The 17193-nt window shown below is 39.1% G+C and carries 15 protein-coding genes; 8 read left to right on the forward strand and 7 right to left on the reverse strand.

Translation table 11 applies throughout. From position 1 onward, the window contains the following. Positions 1-78 precede the first annotated feature (78 nt). From fahA to H5119_RS00510, 3 genes are all read left to right on the forward strand, one after another. Complete coding sequence (gene fahA / locus H5119_RS00500; RefSeq protein ID WP_182700811.1) at positions 79-1392, forward strand: fumarylacetoacetase; 1314 nt, start codon at positions 79-81, stop codon at positions 1390-1392. Between the two features lie 217 nt (positions 1393-1609). Next, entirely contained in the window at positions 1610-2776 is a 1167-nt protein-coding gene (locus H5119_RS00505) for a M23 family metallopeptidase (protein WP_182700812.1), read from the forward strand. Further along, positions 2766-3248 carry a polymer-forming cytoskeletal protein gene (locus H5119_RS00510; protein WP_077537359.1) on the forward strand — a complete coding sequence of 161 codons (483 nt, stop codon included), beginning with the start codon at positions 2766-2768 and terminating at the stop codon, positions 3246-3248. The genes H5119_RS00505 and H5119_RS00510 overlap by 11 nt, the downstream gene beginning before the upstream one ends. Position 3249: 1 nt before the next feature. Here the strand turns inward: H5119_RS00510 and H5119_RS00515 are convergent, their stop codons facing one another. Then, a complete protein-coding gene (locus tag H5119_RS00515; RefSeq protein ID WP_182700813.1) occupies positions 3250-3723 on the reverse strand; it encodes a hotdog fold domain-containing protein in 474 nt (157 codons plus the stop codon). 182 nt (positions 3724-3905) lie between these two features. Between H5119_RS00515 and H5119_RS00520 the strand changes: the two genes are divergently transcribed. Genes H5119_RS00520 through H5119_RS00530 form a run of 3 tightly spaced genes read left to right on the forward strand, consistent with a single transcriptional unit; the run spans position 3906 to position 6249 of the window. Beyond that, positions 3906-5102: a multidrug effflux MFS transporter gene (locus H5119_RS00520; RefSeq protein WP_077537357.1), complete on the forward strand. Its 1197-nt coding sequence runs from the start codon at positions 3906-3908 to the stop codon at positions 5100-5102. Then, positions 5102-5746, forward strand: a complete 645-nt coding sequence (locus H5119_RS00525) for a LysE family translocator (RefSeq protein ID WP_182700822.1) — start codon at positions 5102-5104, stop codon at positions 5744-5746. The genes H5119_RS00520 and H5119_RS00525 overlap by 1 nt, the downstream gene beginning before the upstream one ends. Before the next feature lie 38 nt (positions 5747-5784). After that, positions 5785-6249 (forward strand): methylglyoxal synthase, encoded by a 465-nt coding sequence (locus H5119_RS00530; RefSeq protein WP_077537355.1) that lies wholly within the window; start codon positions 5785-5787, stop codon positions 6247-6249. A 9-nt stretch (positions 6250-6258) separates the two neighbouring features. Here the strand turns inward: H5119_RS00530 and yegD are convergent, their stop codons facing one another. The 6 genes from yegD to H5119_RS00560 all read right to left on the reverse strand — a co-directional run bounded on the left by yegD (position 6259) and on the right by H5119_RS00560 (position 13604). Further along, the gene (gene yegD / locus H5119_RS00535) at positions 6259-7623 is read right to left on the reverse strand and encodes a molecular chaperone (protein WP_182700814.1); all 1365 of its coding nucleotides are present in this window, start codon (positions 7621-7623) and stop codon (positions 6259-6261) included. A 62-nt stretch (positions 7624-7685) separates the two neighbouring features. Then, the gene (locus H5119_RS00540; RefSeq protein ID WP_077538964.1) at positions 7686-8528 is read right to left on the reverse strand and encodes a DNA ligase; all 843 of its coding nucleotides are present in this window, start codon (positions 8526-8528) and stop codon (positions 7686-7688) included. 32 nt (positions 8529-8560) lie between these two features. Next, entirely contained in the window at positions 8561-9217 is a 657-nt protein-coding gene (locus H5119_RS00545) for an HAD family phosphatase (RefSeq protein WP_182700815.1), read from the reverse strand. Between the two features lie 433 nt (positions 9218-9650). Beyond that, positions 9651-9950, reverse strand: a complete 300-nt coding sequence (locus H5119_RS00550; RefSeq protein WP_182700816.1) for a hypothetical protein — start codon at positions 9948-9950, stop codon at positions 9651-9653. A gap of 105 nt (positions 9951-10055) precedes the next feature. Then, positions 10056-12341, reverse strand: coding sequence for a TonB-dependent receptor (locus H5119_RS00555; protein WP_182700817.1), 2286 nt, complete (start codon positions 12339-12341; stop codon positions 10056-10058). A 402-nt stretch (positions 12342-12743) separates the two neighbouring features. Continuing rightward, positions 12744-13604 carry a mechanosensitive ion channel family protein gene (locus tag H5119_RS00560; RefSeq protein ID WP_077537350.1) on the reverse strand — a complete coding sequence of 287 codons (861 nt, stop codon included), beginning with the start codon at positions 13602-13604 and terminating at the stop codon, positions 12744-12746. 381 nt (positions 13605-13985) lie between these two features. Between H5119_RS00560 and H5119_RS00565 the strand changes: the two genes are divergently transcribed. Further along, the gene (locus H5119_RS00565) at positions 13986-16121 is read left to right on the forward strand and encodes a M3 family metallopeptidase (protein WP_182700818.1); all 2136 of its coding nucleotides are present in this window, start codon (positions 13986-13988) and stop codon (positions 16119-16121) included. Positions 16122-16235: 114 nt separating this feature from the next. Continuing rightward, a complete protein-coding gene (locus tag H5119_RS00570; RefSeq protein WP_182700819.1) occupies positions 16236-17081 on the forward strand; it encodes a carboxylate/amino acid/amine transporter in 846 nt (281 codons plus the stop codon). Positions 17082-17193: the final 112 nt, after the last annotated feature.

Here is a 17193-nt window from a genome sequence, read left to right on the forward strand (position 1 = left end):
AAAAGTATTGCGCTGAGTACAAGTATGATTAAATAAACTGTACTTTATCGCTATACCGTAAAATCCAAAGGAAATGTAATGAGCCTAATTAACGAAACCCACGATATTAATTTAATCAGCTGGGTAGAATCAGCTAATGTTGATAACTGCGACTTCCCTATTCAAAACTTACCGTTTGCAGAGTTTCGTCGTAAAGGCGCTGATGAAGCCTTTCGTGGTGGTGTTGCTATTGGCGACCAAGTAATTGATTTAGCAAAACTGAGCAAATTAAACGTTTTAACAGGTGATGCTAAAACAGCCGCTAATGCAGCAAGTGAAGCCACCCTAAATACGTTTATGGGTTTGGGTCAACAATACTGGTCAGCACTGCGTTTAGCGCTTTCAAAAGCACTACGAGTAGGCTCCGAGCATCAACAAACGCTGAGCGATGCGCTTGTCTCACAAGCTGATATTGAGTTTTCACTCCCTTGTCGTATCGGAGATTACACCGATTTTTACACGTCAATCTACCACGCAACCGCTGTGGGCAGCTTATTTCGCCCAGATAACCCATTACTGCCAAATTACAAATGGGTACCTATTGGTTATCACGGACGTTCTTCGTCTATTGATGTATCGGGTCAAACATTTCACCGCCCTAAAGGTCAAACTAAAGCACCTGATGCAGAAGTACCGTCATTTGGTCCATGTAAGCGCCTTGATTACGAGTTAGAACTTGGTATTTATTTGGGTAAAGGTAACGCACTGGGCGATGCAATCGTTATTGAGAATGCTGAAAACCATGTGTTTGGTTTTTGTGTATTTAACGATTGGTCTGCGCGCGATTTACAAGCATGGGAATACCAACCGCTTGGCCCATTTTTAGCTAAAAACTTCGCATCTACTGTCTCTCCGTGGATTGTAACAACTGAGGCTTTAGCTCCTTATAGAACAAGCTGGACGCGTGATGAGAACGATCCGCAACCTATGGATTACTTAGAATCAAAAGCGAACCGTGAGCAAGGTGCTTTTGATATACAAATGGATGTTAAAATCCAAACGCAAAAAATGCGCAATGAGGGTCACACGCCAACGCGTGTATCAACATCTAGCTTTAAACACTCATACTGGACTGTAGCGCAAATGGTTACTCATCACACGGTAAATGGCTGTAACTTCATGCCTGGTGACATGCTGGGCTCAGGTACGCAATCAGGCCCTACCCATGAAGAGGCGGGCTCTTTGCTTGAACTATCTCGTGGTGGCAAAGAAAAAATCACGCTAAGTAATGGTGAGCAACGAAGCTTTTTAGAAGATGGCGATAACGTTATTATGCGTGGTTGGTGTGAAAAAGAAGGCTATGTACGTATTGGCTTTGGTTCAGTAGAGAGTACGGTACTGCCAACTAAATAACCTGAATTCTGGATAATAAATCTATCTCGAGCAGCTATTTTCAGCGCTAACTGCGTTGAGTTCAGGTTAAATAGTATAAAAAACACAATGAGTTATAAATGGGCTGCTGAATAAAAGCAGCCCTTTTTTATTAATTTTTGAGTGGTTACAATTTATTTCTGGCTTTTTAGGCTCAGATTGATATCTTAATTCGGTTAATAGCCAGTGTTTATATGCCATGTTAGTATTTATAAAATCTTTTTATCATAAATTTTTCCCAGCTCGTCAGCTGCTTATTCGTCAAAATGGCGAAGTTAAGCATGTTCTTTTAGCACCTTGGCTTCAATTTTTTGCTGTATTGCTTATTTTAGGAACTGTCACATGGATGAGTATTTCTAGTTTTCGTGTTTATTCGCAAACAAATCAGATCTCAAATATTGAGCAAAGCCAACAAGATAAGCAAACTCTTTGGAAGAAAAAAACGAGTGATCAACACGCACTTTACATAAAGCAACTAGAACAACTTGAAGTGCTAGAGCAAAAACAGGCGCTGCTACAAAATATGATCGAATCGTTGCCGGCCTCTATTAGTAAAGAGTCCATAAAACTTGATACCGATCTAAAATTACCAATCAACGAAAATGAAAACGAATTTCATGAGCCGTTAATAGATGATAACGCACAAGAAAACGCTGCGCTCACATTAAATACAACGGTTGACTTTGCGCAGCGAACAGCACATTTAAACCTGCAATACGAAAATAGCTTTAGTCAACTCGATGAGCAAATAAGCATTCGACGTAAAGCTATTGTAGCAATGTTAAAAGGCGCGGGTCTTGAATCAGTGCTTGAAAAGCGTTTAGCGTTAGGCGATCAAACAGTTGCACAAGGTGGTCCTTTTGACACATTTGACGAAACTAAAATACCTAAGCACTTTCTAGCGGTTGTAGACAAATTATTATTATTAAATAACTTAGAAAGCTTTTTAACTGAGTTGCCAAACACGCTTCCATTACCTGCTAAAAAGTATTATATCTCAAGCGGTTTTGGTCTTCGTAACGATCCTATGAACAGTCGTCATGCGTTTCACAAAGGGGTGGATTTTGCAGGTTGGCATAAAACAGAAATATTTGCTCCAGCAGACGCCGTAGTACTTAGAGCTGGCCGTAATGGCGGTTATGGTAACTTTATAGAGCTTAAACATAAAAATGGCTTAGTAACACGTTTTGGCCACTTAAATAAAATTAATGTGAAAAAAGATCAAACAATTTCTAAAAATGATGTTATTGGTTTAATGGGCAGTACAGGACGAAGTACTGGCACTCATTTACACTACGAAGTGTTACTTAATGGCAAACAAGTCAATCCTCTAAAAATAACAAAGGCGTTTTCTAGTGTTCAGTAAAAAAAAGCAGAAAGTAGATAATTCATCTTTAAAAAGAGTATCTCATACTCCTTCAATTATTTCTGAAGATGTACGTATGACGGGCACATTAATCAGCCAAGGCGAAGTACAGTTAGATGGCCGCATTGATGGCGATATTAAAGCTGAGCATTTAGTTATAGGCTCTACCGGTATTGTCGAAGGTGTAGTTGAAGCTAAAAGTGTTGTCGTTAAAGGTAAAATTATTGGCACTCTCAATGCGAGTGAGGTGAAAATTCAAGAAAGTGCGCATGTGCATGGCGATGTATTTCACGATACATTGAGTATTGATGCTGGGGCTATTATTGAAGGCAGTTTAAAACAACGCTTCGAAAAAGAAGAAGTTGAGCTTATTAGTGATAAGCTAAAACCAGCAAGCGAAGCCAAAATATTATTAGAGGAAGATAGCAGCAGCTTGTCATTTGTAAATAAACAAGCTACTGATAAAATTTAAGTTACTTTTTCTCAGTAATGTACATTGTAATATCTGCAGTGAAAACAAGCTCATTGCGGGTATTATAAAGTTTTACAGGCACCACCAAGTCTTCTTTATCAACCCATTTATGCGGTAAATCAATTTCAGCAATTGCTGTCACATCTGTATCCACTTTAGCTAAATACTGAACCGTCATACCTTTAGGGATCCAGCGATGTGTTTTAACTGGCACAGTGGCATCCACCATAACGCCAGCACACAACTCAGCTAAGTTACACTGGGCAATAGCATGAATAGTTCCAATGTGATTATGAACACTACGACGGTTTTTAACCACTGCGCTACAATGCCCTTCTCGCAAATCGAGTACATAAGGCTTCACAGAGCCAAAGTAAGGCGCTTTAAAGCAAACAGCTTTAGTAAAAAGCCAATTACCAAAAGGTAAACGCTTAAACCTAAGCCACGTTTTTACAAGTGCGGATTTATTACTCATTATTATTTTCCATCAACGGTTACTTTTTTCAAATTAACACATCAGACCAGTTTAAAAAAGTGCATTTACTTTGCCTTTTAGCTTAATGTAAATAAAAAATAGAGCGGATAGCATCCACAGGGGTCATAAGCCCTTTCTTTTTTATGGGCGCCCACCTAAAATACTCGGCAAAAGGAGATTCAATGCAAACACAGCCCGCAAAACCAAATACGACTTTGTTACTTATCTTAGCGTTACTCGTTATATTTTGCCCTATGGCAATCGATATTTACTTACCCGCCTTTCCTACTATTGCAGAGCAATTTGCAGTTACAGAACAACAAGTACAACAAACCGTTGCTATTTTTATGTTAACTGTTGGTTTAGGTCAATTAATTGCGGGACCGCTGGCGGATAGATTTGGTCGAAAACCTGTGGCTATTGTTGGAGTTAGTTTATACGCAAGTTCGGCATTGCTCGCTTACTACTCGCCTTCTTTTGATGTATTGATGATTGCACGCGCCTTTCAAGGTTTAGGAGCGTGTGCCACCTTTGTTGTCGCATTTGCGATAGTACGCGATAAATATGGCCCAGAACGCAGCGGGCAGATGATCACCTATCTAAATGGGATTGTGTGTTTTATTCCTGCAATGGCGCCTATTTTAGGTGCATGGCTGACCGTACAGTTTGGCTGGCGTATGAATTTTATGTTTTTAACCGTTTTTGCTATTGTCGGCCTTATTGTCACACTATTCTTTTTTAGAGAAACACGCCCAGCCGATAGCCATTATCAAGGCCATATTTTAGATTTACGTCGCTTTACCCCGATTATTAAAACACCGGTATTTTTATTTAATAGTCTAATTTGTATGGTCGCGATGTCGGCTATTTTGGTTTATGTAACACTCGCGCCTGGCTGGATCATTACACATTTAGGTGGCACGGTAGCTGATTTTACCTTTTGGTTTACGTTAAATGCTGTAATAAGTATTGTCGCGAGCTTTATATTACCAACGTACATTAAACGAAATAGCCAGCAAGCTTTGCGACTCGGTGTAAGTTTGTTGGTTTTTTCAGGTTTATTAATGCTTGCTCTTAGCAGTATAGAAACGGCGTTTGCACTTATGTTACCTATTTTAATTGCAGCATTAGGGTTTGCGTTAAGTTTAGGCTCTGCAGCAGGTATGGCTCTATCTAGCTTTCCTAAACAAGCAGGTACAGCCTCAGCATTACTGGGGGCAATGCAAATGAGCGGGGCCAGTATACTTGTCGTTTTAACTCAATTTTTAGGGCTAAGTACACCTTGGTTAATTGCTTTTCACCTTTTATTATTGGTGCCACTTTGGTTTATTTTAATGACTAAAAAAGCCCATACTTTACATCCGGCTAAAAGCGCATGATGATCAACCCTGACTTTTTACTCTCGTTTTTATTGGCTAGCTTTTTAATGGCGGTTGCACCGGGTCCATCCAATGCTTTTTTAATGGCGCAAACATTTGCTAACGGGCGCAGTGCAGGCATGCAAAGTGCCTTTGGTTTTGCTTTAGGCGGCGTAGTACATACTTTTTTAGCGGTAGTTGGTTTAAGCGCACTACTAAAAGCATCCGCTACAGCGTATGCAACAGTACAATATGCAGGAGCTGCATATCTGTGCTATTTAGGGCTTATGATGATTAAAGGCACATTGCGCAAGCGTCAGCCAGCAGCTCATAATGAGCAATGTGATAAACCTCACGTGAGTACCAGCAAAAAAAGTAATGTGATGTTCCAAGCCATGATGACTGAAGTATTAAACCCTAAAGTTGCATTGTTTTTTATTGCGTTTATTCCTCAATTTGTAGATCCCACACTTTCATCTGCTACTTTACAACTGGCTTTTTTTGGCTTGCTCTACCCTATTTTTGCTTTTCCGATTGACTGCACGTATATTTATTTTGGCGATAAAATAGCACAATTTTTTAGAAGTAATCCCAATAGCCAACTTTGGATTGATAGGATCACCGGCTTAGTGTTCATCGCCCTTGCTATCAATCTATTATTTTAACTAACCTGCACTTTGGTTAACTAAAAAAAAGAATCAACATGGAACAAAAAAGACAGTCTCTTCCCGCGCAAAAAAATATCGCATTAGTTGCCCACGACGGTAAAAAAGCAGCATTAAAAGTATGGTGTGAAAAACACAAAAGCATACTAAGCAAGCACACTTTGTATGGCACCGGTACGACGGGGCATTTAATCCAAAAAACCACTGGTCTTGATGTAATTCAACTTTTAAGTGGCCCAATGGGTGGCGATCAACAATTAGGAGCAAAAATAGCAGAACATGAAATACATGTTTTGATATTTTTTTGGGATCCGTTGGCATCGCAACCTCACGATCCTGATGTTAAGGCATTGCTTCGTTTAGCGGCTGTTTGGAATATACCCGTGGCGTGTAATGAGGTCAGTGCTGATATGCTATTAAGCTCACCGCTTATGGACGTTGAGCTTGAACGTACTTTGCCAGATTACGAAAAATACCTCGCAACCCGACAAATAGATATATAAATTTTTAAGCTACTTATAAAGCATGCTGGCCCATTTAGTTAGGCCAGCAGTTACACTACCAAAGTGATCTCCATTAACCATTTTTATATCACCTAAATGCTCGCTCAACGCGGCTTTAATTAAAGGTGACTGTGCACTACCACCTGTTAAATAAATAACGTCTGGGATAGTTGCAGCGTCACTGATGGCTTGTTTAGCAAGCGTCACAATTTGACTAATGCTACTCTCTACCGCAACAGATAGATCGTGCACTGATAGATTTTTATAAAGATCTTTATCTAAAAAACTTAAATCACAGTTAAATTCGCTTGCTGATGAAAGGGCTATTTTTGCAGCCTCACCTTGCTGTACTAGCTGATGACCTTGTTTATTTTGCTGTAAATGCATTAAACGTTTATAAAGATCTGGTGCACTTACGTCACGTAATTGTGCATTTAGCTCACGGGTATGGCTTTCGCTATAAAATTGGCTTTGTAAGTTTACGTCATTAATTTTACACGCTTGCCAAAATGCCTGATTTGGTAATGGTAATCCCGATTTAAACGTACTACCTAACCCCAGTAATGGCATTAAGCCGTGGTAACTCAGTGCAATATCTAAATCATTTCCACCAACACGTTTACCACTGTGCGCTAAAAAATCAGTATCACGTTCACTGTTGCCCCTAAAGCTTGGCCCCATTTGTACAAATGAGCAGTCACTTGTGCCCCCACCAATATCTATAACAAGTACCTTTTGATCGTGTGTCAAATCACTTTCGTAATCAATACCTGCGGCAAGTGGCTCATATAAAAAGGCAACATCTTTAAAACCAGCACGTTTGGCCGCACGCTCTAAAATACCCACGGCTTGTTGATTTGATTGCTCACCACCAACGGCCTGAAAATTTACCGGGCGACCAATCACTGTTTGTGTCAGCATTTTGCCTAAAGAGTGCTCAGCGCGCTGCTTAATTTTTAAGATCATTGCCGTAGCAATGTCTTCAAAAAAGTTAATTTGACCTTGTTTTAAACCTGTTGCACCAAAAAATGATTTAGGGGATTTAACAAAATAGCCTTCTTCAGGAAACTGCACGTACTCGCTAATCGCTTCACGACCAATAAATAGGGTGTCATCTGAGGGATGTAAATCAAGATCTGACTTAATACGGGGTAAGGTATTTAAAAGGGCTTGGCGTTGCGATATAAAGTCGTGTTCGTGAGCCGTGCCATGTAAATGCTTAGCAACAAAATCAACCACCAGCGCACTGTGATGAGTGTAAAGTGTAGACGGTAAGTAATGCTTCCCTTGCTCTAGCGGTACCAATTGAACATTACCTTCGTTCATTACACCCATAGCACAATTAGAACTACCGTAATCAAAACCTACAAACATACTTCACCACACATTACCAAAAAGGCCGCGCAATTTAGCACACTTTGTGAAAATTATAAACGCTATAAACTATCTCTTACTCGTAAAAAACTGGCAAATCGCGGCAAACCATTTTTTGTTAAGCCATGAAACCGATACGTTACAGTGCTGCCAATCTCGGGCGGAATGGAGCGCTCAGCATCACTAAACCCAGTACCTATAGAAAACACCTGCCCTTGTGCTGTTTTTACCCTTAATGCACCTAGCATGCCTTGATACTTACCTTTACCTGGTAGATGTGCAATCACCACCGCTTCAGCATCCAAATAAGGCTTTAACTTTAATAATGTATTACTGCGCCCTGAACTATGTTTAGCAGAGGCTAAATGAAGCATTACACCCTCGCCGCCTTGTTGAGTGGTTTGTTTGAAGTACTTGGTGAGCTGTTCATTATTAGCAAAGCGGAATTGCTCGACTGCATCAATATGAGGGGCGTTTAAACGAGTAATAAGCTTACTATAATTTTGGTAGCGAATACTAAAAGGCAAAGCTGCATCAGGCATATCAAATACTTTATAAGTAATTGTTTGCCAATCATGGTTATTAGGTTTTTTTGTTCTTACGATGCCGCTCACCAGTGCGAAGTTTTCGCGCTCTACCCAAAGCTCCCCATCAAGCCATATATTTGGTAAAGGGGCTGTAAACCAACTCGGCGCATTTATAATATTACCTTTACGAGTAACAAACTCAGTGCCAGTCCATATGGCTCTTACGCCATCAAACTTTTCACTGACTAAATACTGACTGACCTCGTAATGCTTAGTTTCGTCGTATACTTTAGCTAATAAAACAGACGGTTGTGCTGCACTTATACATTGCGTAAAAAGTACCGCTATAATTAAAAGCATGTATTTAATCGTCATTATTGGCGCATCCAAGCTAGAAAAGTTGGCTTAAACTATAGTTGAGATTGCACCCATTGCCAAAACTCACCTAAGTTATTCATACAGTATGTAACATGACTAAAGTCATGGCTTTGAGTATGTTTATTAGCAATAGCGACAACACGTAAAGAGGCATTGTTGGCCGCCGTAACGCCGGTGAATGTATCCTCAACAGCAATTGCATTGCCTGCCTGTATATTTATCTGCTTAAGCGCGAGAGTGTAAGGATCCCCTGCTGGCTTTGGATTCACTACATCATCTTTTGTCACAACCGTGTCAAATAATTCATAAAAGCCTAAACCTTTGAGTATTGGTATGGCCTCACTTTTAGCACTGCCTGTCACTAACGCCATTTTAAGTCCACTATTTTTTACCGCCTTTAAGGTTTGCTCAGTAAATGGCATAAGCGCTGGTAAATGTGTTATTACATATTCACCAAACAAGCGGTATTTTTCATCTGCTAAAAATTGTGCGGTTACTGATAAGTTATGCTCTTGTTTAATTTCAATTGCGGCCTCTAAAGTCGGACGACCTGAAAAACGCTGACAAAAATCATCTTCTGCATAACTAACGCCATAAGGCTTAAGTAATTTACTCCAACATACAAAGTGCATACTTTCTGAATCGACTAATGTGCCGTCCATATCAAATAATATTGCTTTTAAAGTCATCCTTATTCCTTATTTAACCTGAACTCTGGTTAAGACATTTACTAACATATTGAATTATAGTGATATTTAAATTTATTTTCTCTATCCAGAGATTTTCAGTGAAAGCAAGGCGAATTTACGCGTCAATAGCGGGCCTATTGCAAGTAAATTCAACGCAGTTAGCGCTGAAAATAGCTGCTTGAGATAGATTTATTGTCCAGAGTTCAGGTTATTTAACTTGAGCTAAATTTTGGCAATAAAAAAGGCGCTTTAAGCACCTCTATCATTAACATTATACCAATTGCATTAAATTAGTGATCTATTATAGCGATAAGAAAATAGTGCAATAACAAGGCTAAAATTATGATACATATTGTTCTATATAAATAATTTTTAACGTAGTTAGTGAGTTATTTAATACGCTAGAATGATCATGTTTTTTATAAAATTGGTATTATTCAGTTAAACCAGCTGGCGGCTCACCGATAGCTTCTTCACCCGTTTCAATATCAACAAGTTCATAACCACGTGCTTTTCGCACGACTTTAAGCACCGGTTTTTCAAATGCTGTTTTTAAGCGCTCCGAGTCATCTTTTAATTCATCAAGCGTTGTTCCAAAAGGCGCAGCCCCCGTTTCAGACCAATTAATTACTTTACCATTTAGGTTATATTCTACTTCGTGTATTTGGTACTGTGCTGCTTCATCTTTAGTCGCTTCACAAAAAATCACACGGTAATTCCAAAATCCAGCCATTGTTTTATCCCATTAAATTAATTAGCGCTACTTTACCAGCTTTATAAAAACATAAAAGCCTGCACAAGGCAGGCTTTTAAAAATTAATATAATTTAGGGTTATCTTTAGAAGAAGTTAACTTTAAATTCAGCACCAACATAGCGTTCTTCATTAACAATACCTGTATTGTTATTAAAATCGACTGCGCCAATTACTTGCTGCTCGTCAAATAAGTTACGAACAAAGGCAGCAACTTCATATTCGTAGTCGCCTTCAGACCATGTGTAACCAGTACGAAGGCCTGTTTCAACAAGTTCTTTACCTTCAAATTCTACTGATTCATAAAGGAACATATTGATTTTACTACGGTAAGAAATATCACCGCTAGCGAAGAAGTTACCATCGGCAAGCTCTTTAGTATAACGAAGTGTAAAGTTCGAGATCCACTCTGGTGCGTGCGGTAAGCTGTTACCATTAAGGATTGCGCGATCTTCAGGTCCAAATGCACCTGCGACTTGGAAAGTTGGGTCTGTAACTTTACATTGAGCACAAACGGCTACAGCTAAACCGTTATCTTTAATTTCTGTTTTATTGTAGCTTAAGTTAAATGATGCATTGAATTCATCGCTTAATACCCATTGAGTATCTAACTCAAAACCATATCCCGTCGTTTTATCTGCATTCACTAAACGGTTAAAGTTAGCACCACCACCAACGGCAGTAAGTTGTTGGTCGTCCATTGTGTAGTAAAAAACAGTTGCATTAACACGGCCTTGACCGTCTAAAACGTCTGATTTAATACCTGTTTCGTATGACGTTACTGTTTCTGATTCAGCTGTTGTTACATCATCACCAAACAAAATTCGACCTTGTAAACTCGGTGCGCGGAAGCTGTTTGCTATACGGCCGTACCAGTTAACGTCATCGTTTACTTTGTAATTTGCAGATAAATCCCAGCTAACGTGGTCATCACTTACATCACGCTCTACAAGTAAAGCACCACCACCAATTGGGCTAAGTGTACGGTCAGCTACAAAATCTTTATCATCATCAGAGTAACGAAGACCCGCTGTTACTTTTAAATCATCAGTAAAAGTATAATCTACTGAACCAAATATAGCCCAAGCAGTTGTATCTTGTTGCTGGCGAACAAAGCCATTTAAAGTGCCATTACTTGATGTATCGTAACTAAAGTTTTCAATTGTTAGTTCTTCATCAAAGTAAAATACACCCACTTGATAATTTAAGTCGCCATCGAAATTACTTGATAAACGTAGCTCTTGCGTTAACTGGTCGTGATCAGGAATACCATCGGCACTTTCTGAAGAGAAAGGGATGAAACCAGGTCCCATATTAACGGCAACACTATCAATAGAGTAACCACCATAACCACCATCGATATCACCACGTGAGTATATTTCAGCACTTTCCCAAGCAGAAATTGACGTAATTGTGTGGTTTTCAAGTTCCCATTCAAGCTTTAAACTTACGCCTTCAGACTCTACTTGTTGAGTAGAGCGTGATGCCGCATCTTGATAAACAACATCGTTTTCAAAATTATCGACCAACTCGTTAGTACCTGGTTTAATTACGTTTGCACGAAAGGCAATGGGTGAACCATCTAAATCACGTGTGTGATAGTTTAATAAAGCACTGAAGTCATCGCCTTCGTATAAAAATTGAACTCGCGCTGCTTTTTCAGTGTATCCACCTTGCTCATCTTTAGCCTCAAAGCCTGGCGCTTGGTTATCAATGTAATCATCTTTGTCTTGCCATAATAAAGACACTCGAGCAGATAAGCGATCTGTTAAAGCACCGCCAACAGCGCCACTTGTATCTATAGCACCACGACTTCCATAAGAAACAGAGCCATAGCCATCAAACTCTTGACTTGGTTTAACTGTATCAAACTTAACAAGACCAGCCGGTGTATTACGGCCAAACAATGTACCTTGTGGTCCACGTAAAACCTCTACGCGTTCAACATCAAATACAGGGAAACCTTTTAAAATAGCATTTTCTTGAACTACTTCATCAACTACAAGAGAAACAGGTTGTGATGCATTCAAATCAAAATCGGTATTACCTAAACCACGAACATAAAAGCGTGGGAATGAACGACCAAATGAAGACTCAATAGATAAACTTGGAATTTTTGCATTTAAAAAACGAATATCCATACCAGCTGAGCTGTAGGCGTCAAGATTATCACCTTGCAGTGCAGATACTGCGACAGGAACTTCTTGTGCGTTTTCTACACGTTTACGAGCTGTGACTTGAATAACTTCTAATTGGTTACTTTTTTTAGCTGTTTCTTGCGCAGCTAAAGAAGAAAATGAAGTACCTGCTACTGCAGAGAACAACGTTGCATTGATTAGGGTCGCTAACGTAGATCTTTTCATTGCTTTCATGTTGGGTTTAACCTTTTGTGTGCACTCTTATTCAACGGTTTATGTGTTGCGCAATTTATACCATGGAGGTAAGTTGCGGGCTCGGCCAATTTTTCGCGTCTTGCTATATGCTGCGCGGACCTTATTATCGAGAGTACAAAAACGATGTGATAAGGCTGAACGAACGCTGGAGATTATACCACTGCCAAATAATTTTACTGCATAAAATTGTAAACTTTTTTGTAACATTTAACTACAATTCACGCCATTTTCATACACTTTAGCGTCTAAAAGCACGAAAAAGAGGACATATGTCCTTCCTTGGAAAGCGGCTATTAAAGTAGCGAGTTTGGTTTTTATAACGAAAATTAAAAATAAAAAACCGCACGTAGCGGCTTTGCTATTTTTAATGACGAAATGTTTTTAGCTACGCTTAAATGCAATCTCACCGTCTATATGAATATCTCTTTGAGGAAAAGCGATGACAACATCATGCTCTTCAAATACGGCATAAATACTAAAGCGAATATCACTGCGTACTTTTCTGAGCATAGTTTCAGACTCTGCACACACCCAAAAAATAGCATTAAACACCAGTGAGCTATCAGCAAAGTCATCAAATAATACCGTCGACTTTGGATCACCTAATATAGCTTCGTGATCATCGAGCACTTGCTGAATTAATTTTTTAACCAGCAACACATCTGATCCATAAGCAACCCCCACACTTACGGCTGAACGTGCATTACCATCAATTAATGTCCAGTTAGTCACCGTGTTTTCTAATAGCTGACTATTGGGAATAAGCATATGCACACCATCGTTTCGGCGAATACGTGTTGAGCGCGTATTTATTGTCTCTACGACTCCTTTTGCATTACCGACTTCTAAAAAGTCACCAATACGAATTGGCCGCTCCCACATAAGTATCCAACCACTTATAAAGTTGTTGATAATATTTTGCGCACCAAAACCAACACCAATAGCGATAGCACCCGATACAAATGCAAATGCAGTAACAGGAATGCTAAGCACTTCTAAGGATGTAAAAACCAAAATAGCGATACTGATAATAAAGTAGATACGTGTAAATAAATGCACTGCGTCTGGACTTAATTTTTTTGCCAATAAGGTTTTTTTTATTAACTTACCAATACGCGTAACAATAAACCAAATAGCAAAGAGTATTAAAGGCACTTTAATTATCTTGGCTACGGTAATGTGTACATCGCTGTAACTAAATACAACAAAGGCGAGAATTTGGTTTATGTATTCTAACGTCATTTATTTTCCAAATAAGCAGGAGCGCTTTAAATTAAGTCGCTATAAAGTAAGATTTTAACATTAAATTAGCGCGCTATAATATAACTAAAACGTGCAGTTAATAAGTTCAACATATGCTTTATGTACAATTTATTAACTCTTTATGACTTTAGCCGTAGTTAACTCCTAATACACAAACAACCTCCTTTTTTATATTTTAAAGTAGCTCAAATAATATTATTTAGGGCTGCTTTTCCTTCTAAATGCTCATTATTAGTTAATTTGCGCCCAAATAGCGCTTAATACCGATAAACTTTATTGTATATAAATCAAAATTTGATAAGTTAGCTGTGTTTTTCAACTCGCAAAGCCTATTCCGGCTAATCTTTCTATGGAGTTATTATGCGTAAGACACTGATCGCCACTACTATTGCTAGTACCCTATTACTATCTGCCTGTTCATCAGATGAAACAAAAAACACGGCAAAAGAAGACACTGCACAAGTGCAAGATATTAACGCAAACAATGTTTTATTTAAACCAAGCCCATTACAGTACATGGCCCCTGAGTTTAATAAGTTTGGCACTAAAGATTACGAAGCTGCATTCGATGCAGGCATTGCACAACACACAGCGCAAATTCAAGCTATCGCTAATAACTCAGCTCCAGCAACATTTGAAAACACATTAGTTGAAATGGAGCTGTCAGGCGAGTTATTGAATCGTGTATCAGCCGCATTTTATAACTTATCTGGCTTGATCTCAGATGATGAGTACCAACGCATTGATGAAAAAATGGCGCCTGTATTATCGGCTCACTCAGATGATATCTACTTAAATGGTGCATTATTTAAACGCGTACAAACAATTTACGACAACCAAGATAAATTGAACGCAGAAGATCAACGCTTAGTTGATTTTTACTACAAGCAGTTTGTAAAAGCAGGTGCTAAATTAAACGATGCTGAAAAAGCTAAAATGCGTGAAATTAACTCAGAGCTAGCTCAGCTATCGACTGCGTTTTCACAGAACATTTTAAAATCGTACAAAGAAGACGTTATTTTAGTTACTGATAAGAGCAAATTAGCGGGTCTTTCTGAAGGTGAAATTGCCGGTCTTGCAGCTTCTGCTAAAAAAGCGGGCAAAGACGGCTACATGATCACGCTAGTAAATACAACGCAACAGCCAATTTTAAGCAGCCTTGAAAACCGCGACTTACGTGAGCAAGTTTTTAAAGCTTCTGCAAACCGTGCTGCAAAAACTAACGGCCCTATCATTATCAAAGAAACCAACCTACGCGCTCAAAAAGCTGAGCTTTTAGGCTATAAAGATTGGGCTTCTTATGTAATGACATCACGTATGGCGCAAACCACTGATAATGTATATGGCATTTTAGATGATCTTGCACCAAAAGCAGTTGAAAAAGCGAAAATAGAAGCTGCCGCCATTCAAAAAGTAATTAACGATTCTGGCGAAAGCTTTGAGCTTAAACCATGGGATTGGACTTTTTATGCTGAAAAAGTACGAGCAGAAAAGTACAATTTAGACCCTGCACTTGTTAAGCCATACTTTGAGATGCAGTCGGTAATTCACGACGGTTTATTCTTCGCAATGAATAAACTTTACGGCATTACATTTAAAGAGCGTAAAGACCTGCCTGTTTATCATGAAGACGTAACTGTGTATGAAGTATTTAACGCTGATAACAGTGCCATTGGCTTATTTTACTTAGACCCTTACGCACGTGAAGGTAAACGTGGCGGTGCATGGATGAGTGCATACGTAAGCGAAAGTGGCTTAAAAGGCACTAAACCGGTTATTTATAATGCGCAAAACATTCCAAAACCAGCAGCAGGCGAGCCTACGTTAATGACGTTTGATGAAGTGTCTACTATGTTCCATGAATTTGGTCATGCTGCACACGGTTTATTCTCAGATGTTAAATACCCAAGCTTAGCGGGCACTGCAACTGCGCGTGACTTTGTTGAATTTCCGTCACAAGCAAACGAAGACTGGATGATCGAACCAACGGTACTTGCTAACTACGCTAAGCATTACAAAACGGGTGAACCAATTCCAAAAGCGTTACTTGATAAAGTGCTTGAATCGCAAAAATTCAACCAAGGTTACGGTACTACTGAGTATTTAGCTGCTGCATTACTTGATATGGAGTGGCATTCATTTGGTTCTGATGAAAAAGTAACTGACGTTCAAACCTTTGAGCAAGATGCATTAGAAAAACACGGTATTGCTTACTACCCTGTACCACCGCGTTATAAGTCAAACTTCTTTAGTCATACATTCGCAGGCGGTTATTCAGCTGGTTACTACGCGTACCTATGGACTGAAGTATTTGCAGCAGATGCCTTTGCACATATGGAAAACAACGGCGGCTTAACACGTAAAAATGGTGACAAGTTCCGTAAAGAAATCCTATCAAAAGGTAACAGCCGCGACTTAATGCAAAGCTACATTGAGTTTAGAGGTCAAAAACCAACTACCGACGCATTACTTAAGCGCCGTGGTTTAGTTGAGTAAATAACTTAATTTATTAAGCTCACTTTTATAAAAGCCCGCTTGCGGGCTTTTATTGTTTATACCCTCACATATAACAGATAAACTGCTGTCATTAATTATTTAAAGATGATGACTATGCGGTACTTATTTGCAGTAACTTTACTTTGGGCATTTTCGTTTAGTTTAATTGGCGTGTATTTAGCAGGTCAGGTTGATGCATGGTTTAGCGTATTAATACGCATCGCACTGGCAACATTAATCTTTTTGCCTTTTTTAAAGTTTAAGCAAACTCCTAGGCCGCAAGCGTTAAAGCTCATGCTGATTGGCGCCATACAACTTGGTGTTATGTATAGCTTTTACTACCACTCCTTTTTATTTTTAACCGTTCCCGAAGTACTGCTATTTACAGTAATGACTCCTTTGTACATTACACTGCTAAATGATGCATTAAACAAACATTTTAACCCACGCTTTTTTATAGTCGCACTTATTGCGGTAATCGGTGCAATTACCATTCGTTACGAAAATCTAAATAGCAATTTCATAATCGGCTTATTATTAGTTCAAGGTGCAAATATAAGTTTTGCTGTAGGCCAAGTAACCTATAAACGCTTAATGATGAACAATCAGCTTGATGATAAAACCGTATTTGGCTGGTTTTTTATCGGCGCATTAATTGTCGCGAGTGTATGTTATGCCTTATTTGGCAACGCAAATAAGCTGCCAAGCACATCAACACAATGGGGCATACTTATTTATCTAGGCGTTGTAGCATCTGGCCTTGGTTACTTTATGTGGAATAAAGGCGCAACGCTTGTCAATGTGGGTGCACTGGCTGTTATGAATAATTTACTCATTCCGGCTGGGATTATTGTTAACGTGCTTATTTGGAACCGAGACGCTGACATAGTTAGGTTAAGTATTGGGGCTGGCATAATGTTAGGTGCATTATTAGTGAATCAAATTTTTAGGGCCTGTTGACCTTTCAGGATTAAAATTTGTTCAATCTAGGGGCGATTTAATCGCGGCGTGAGGTTTGTAACCTAGTGGGCTAAGTAAAAACCGAGCAACAAAGAGTAAATTGCCCCTAGGC

Source organism: Pseudoalteromonas sp. SG45-5, from assembly GCF_014164085.1.
Lineage (GTDB): Bacteria > Pseudomonadota > Gammaproteobacteria > Enterobacterales > Alteromonadaceae > Pseudoalteromonas > Pseudoalteromonas aliena.

Excerpts from the sequence above, each read along its gene's own strand:
- H5119_RS00555 (WP_182700817.1), bottom strand. The coding sequence starts at position 12,341 with ATGAAAGCAATGAAAAGATCTACGTTAGCGACCCTAATCAATGCAACG.
- H5119_RS00550 (WP_182700816.1), bottom strand. The coding sequence starts at position 9,950 with ATGGCTGGATTTTGGAATTACCGTGTGATTTTTTGTGAAGCGACTAAA.
- yegD (WP_182700814.1), bottom strand. The coding sequence starts at position 7,623 with ATGTTTGTAGGTTTTGATTACGGTAGTTCTAATTGTGCTATGGGTGTA.
- H5119_RS00515 (WP_182700813.1), bottom strand. The coding sequence starts at position 3,723 with ATGAGTAATAAATCCGCACTTGTAAAAACGTGGCTTAGGTTTAAGCGT.
- fahA (WP_182700811.1), top strand. The coding sequence starts at position 79 with ATGAGCCTAATTAACGAAACCCACGATATTAATTTAATCAGCTGGGTA.
- H5119_RS00505 (WP_182700812.1), top strand. The coding sequence starts at position 1,610 with ATGTTAGTATTTATAAAATCTTTTTATCATAAATTTTTCCCAGCTCGT.
- H5119_RS00545 (WP_182700815.1), bottom strand. The coding sequence starts at position 9,217 with ATGACTTTAAAAGCAATATTATTTGATATGGACGGCACATTAGTCGAT.
- H5119_RS00520 (WP_077537357.1), top strand. The coding sequence starts at position 3,906 with ATGCAAACACAGCCCGCAAAACCAAATACGACTTTGTTACTTATCTTA.
- H5119_RS00570 (WP_182700819.1), top strand. The coding sequence starts at position 16,236 with ATGCGGTACTTATTTGCAGTAACTTTACTTTGGGCATTTTCGTTTAGT.
- H5119_RS00530 (WP_077537355.1), top strand. The coding sequence starts at position 5,785 with ATGGAACAAAAAAGACAGTCTCTTCCCGCGCAAAAAAATATCGCATTA.
- H5119_RS00560 (WP_077537350.1), bottom strand. The coding sequence starts at position 13,604 with ATGACGTTAGAATACATAAACCAAATTCTCGCCTTTGTTGTATTTAGT.
- H5119_RS00565 (WP_182700818.1), top strand. The coding sequence starts at position 13,986 with ATGCGTAAGACACTGATCGCCACTACTATTGCTAGTACCCTATTACTA.
- H5119_RS00525 (WP_182700822.1), top strand. The coding sequence starts at position 5,102 with ATGATCAACCCTGACTTTTTACTCTCGTTTTTATTGGCTAGCTTTTTA.